At 69.6% G+C, this 3,301-nt stretch carries 3 protein-coding genes; all 3 read right to left on the reverse strand.

Features of this window, described 5'->3' with window-relative positions; all coding sequences use genetic code 11:
- Positions 1–85 precede the first annotated feature (85 nt).
- Positions 86–901: an ExeA family protein gene (locus tag ABD255_RS43565; protein ID WP_344222768.1), complete on the reverse strand. Its 816-nt coding sequence runs from the start codon at positions 899–901 to the stop codon at positions 86–88.
- Positions 898–2,442 (reverse strand): DDE-type integrase/transposase/recombinase, encoded by a 1,545-nt coding sequence (locus ABD255_RS43570; protein WP_344222769.1) that lies wholly within the window; start codon positions 2,440–2,442, stop codon positions 898–900. Before ABD255_RS43570 ends, ABD255_RS43565 begins: the two co-directional genes overlap by 4 nt.
- 89 nt (positions 2,443–2,531) lie before the next feature.
- On the reverse strand, positions 2,532–2,966 hold the full coding sequence (locus ABD255_RS43575; protein WP_344222770.1) for a helix-turn-helix domain-containing protein: 435 nt from the start codon (positions 2,964–2,966) through the stop codon (positions 2,532–2,534).
- Positions 2,967–3,301: the final 335 nt, after the last annotated feature.

Raw genomic sequence — 3,301 nt, forward strand, 5'->3', positions numbered from 1 at the left:
GTGAGAAGGCCCCGCCGGCTGGTCGCGGGCGGGGCCTTGGTCGGTTGGGTGATGGGGTGTTCGGCGTGGTGACTCGCCTGGCGGGTCAGTCGGCGCCGGTCTCGGAGATCGCGGTGCGGGCGGCTTTGTCGTCGACGATTGAGCTGTTGCGGGCGAATGCGGCGGTGAGGGCGTTGACGGCGAGGTTGTTGATCGCTCGTGGGTAGCCGCGTGAGGCGTTGTGGATCAGGGTGATCGCGTCGGTGCTGAACAGGGTGTCGGTGCGGCCGGCGATTTTGAGGTGGTGGGTGATGTAGTCGGTGGTCTCGGCCGGGTTCATGCCGGTGAGGGTGTAGCGCACGGAGATTCGCTGGTCGAGGGCGGCGAGGACGCCGAGGCGGAGGCGTTGGCGCAGGGTGGGTTGTCCGATCAGCAGGGCGGCGAACGGGGCGCCGGAGTCCATGTTGTGGTTGGTGAGCATGCGGACGGCTTCCATCTGGGTGTTGTCGAGCAGGTGTGCCTCGTCGATGATCACGACCGGGCTGCGGCCGCGTTCGGCGTGTTCGGCGGCGAGCGCGTCGGCGGCCTGGGGGACGAGGGTGGCGGTGTGGAAGTTGGGGACCTGTCCGAGCGCGGTGACGATGTGGTGCAGCATGCCGCGGACGCCGACCGAGGGGTTGGGTAGGTAGATGACGACGTGCCGGGAGGTGTCGAGGGCGGCGGTGGCGGCGCGGACGGCGACGGTTTTGCCGGCGCCGACCTCGCCGGTGATCACGCCGAGGGCGTGCTGGTCGATGCACCAGGCGATGCGGGCGACGGCCTCGGAATGGCCGCCGTGTCGGTGCAGCATCGACGGGGCCAAGCCGCGGCCGAAGGGCATCGTGGTGAAGCCCCAGTGCGACTGCAGACGCTGAACGCTCACCGGCTGACCTCGCGTCCCTGCTCGCCGGTCACATCGCCGGTGATGTCGTCGGTGATGTCGTCGATGGACAGCTGCCCGGGGATTTGCCCGGGGATTTGCCCGGGGATTTGCCCGGGGATTTGCCCGGGGATTTGCCCGGGGATTTGCTCGGGCGGGGTTGAGTAGAGCGCGTGGAAACCGATGCGTTCGTCGTCGGCGACTTGCTGGTGGTGGGTGTCGGCGATCAGTTGCAGGTAGGCGATCCCGGTCGCCGGCGCGGGTGCGGGCTCGGGTGTTTCCGGTCGGGCTTTGGGATGCGCGTGGCGGGTGATGACGTGCGGGACGGCGTGCCCGAAGTCTTTGTCGCGGTGGCGGACCTGGATGACTTCCAGGTTGAACGGGGAGAACACGAGCTCGACCTTGCGTCCGGCCAGCGCGGCCTCGACCTGGTAGGTGTTGCCGTGCAGCGAGACGGTGGCGGTCTTGGTGACGGTGCGGTGCTCGGACCACAAGAACGCCTCGGTCAACGCCTCGGTTGCGGGCATGACCGGGCCGTGCCCGAGGCGCTGCCAGCCGTCGTTCCAGCGCTGCAGGGGTGTCTGCTGGGTTTCGGAGTGCACCTGGTGGTGGTAGACACTTTCGGCCCAGGCGGTGAACAGGGCGTTGAGCTCGAGCAGACCCGCGGCCGGGGTGAGCTGGGCGTCGGCTAGCTGCCCGGCGCTGGTGTCGGCGACCTCGACGAGGAACTGATCGCGCACGGTCTTGAAGAACCGTTCGATCTTGCCTCTGCCTTGGGGCCGGTGCGGGGTGGAGTGCACCAGCCGGATCCCGAGCTTGCCGCAGGCCCGCAACAGCCACGCATCAACGAACGCCGACCCGTTGTCCACGTAGACGCTGGCGGGAACGCCGCGAGACGCGAGCGCCGGTTCGAGTGCGGCGGCCAGCCGCACGGTGTCCTCGGCGAACCCGAACCGGTAACCGGTCACGAGGCGGGAATGATCATCCAGGAACGCGAACAGGTACGTTTTGCGGCCGCCGACCCGCGGCCCGTGCAACGCATCCCCGACCCACCGCTGATTCGGCGCCTCGGCCTCGAACCGGCCGAACACCACACCGCCACCACCGGCCGCGGGGCCCATCAGCTCACGACGGTGGAACAGCCGCAGCAGCGTGGATTCCGACGGTGAGTAGCCGGACGAGGTGCGCAGGATCCGCGCGACCTGCGCGGCGGTCCGGGCGGGGTTCTCCCGCTTCAGCGCCACCGCCAGCTCCAGCACCTCAGTGTCGAGGCGGGTGCCGGGCTGGCGGATCGACGGGGCCAGAGCGTCGAAACCGCCGGCACGGTAGCGGCGAATCCATCGATCCAGGGTGTCGCGGGAATAGGAATGCTGCCCGCCGAACGGGCCGGCATGCGTGCCGGCGGCGATCGCCCGCACGATCCTGCCGCGCGCCTTGGTCGACAGCTCCGGATCCAGCGCAGGACAGATCAACTGGTAGCGGAACAACGCCACCTGCTGCGCCCGCTGTCGACGTTTGACGTCGTCCTGCTCGGGTGTGCTCACCACGAAAACCTCTATTCAGCAAGGGAAAGCCCGGCCGGTCCCGGCCGGGCAGCAACTCTCGCGAGGATTCCGGATGCCCGCCCAGCGCGTCAGAGGCAACTCGTGTTGCGACCGGCACCCGGCCGCGCCGGCGGCCAGCCCGGCGCGAGCAGCCGACCAGCAGAACACGCCACGGCGACCTGCCAGCCCGTCACCGCGCCGACGACCCCCACCGCACCGAACCGGCCGGTCACCGCCGCAGTCGCAGCCCCCAGCGCGGCCAGCACGTCACGCCACGGCGAGCCGAGCGCCTTCGGCACCGGCTGATCCACCCCAGCGCGATGAGCTACCTGCAACAGATACAGCCGCACCGGCTCCAACCGGCCGGCCATCACCCGCAGCCAGCCCCGCACCGTCGCCGCCGGAACCCCCAGCGTCCGCGCGATCGCCCGGTGACCCCGCCCGCCGGCACGAGCCAGCAACGCCGCCCCGATCACCTCAACCCCGTACGCCCGCCGAACCAGCACCGTGACCGGCAACAACACATGCGTGACCAGACACCCACCGCAGCGGGCACGCCGCGGACGTAACACGCCAGCGATCCCACCGACACCACGCGGACGCCCCCAACCCCACGGACGCAACGCTTCCCGGCAACCCGGACACTCGACCTGCCCGGACGCCAACCGCAACTCGACTTGAACCGGATCAGCCTCTACCGTCACCAACGGGTGCCTCCGCGCATCCCAGCACGGCCCTCCCGCAGCGGTCCTCCACGACATGAAGCGGGAGGGCCGTTGTCGTCTCAACCCCTCACTGCTCGACACACTGACGGTGACGACCACAAAGATCAACACACACACCGAGGGACCACAAGACG

The organism is Kribbella sancticallisti (genome assembly GCF_039530625.1).
GTDB lineage: Bacteria > Actinomycetota > Actinomycetes > Propionibacteriales > Kribbellaceae > Kribbella > Kribbella sancticallisti.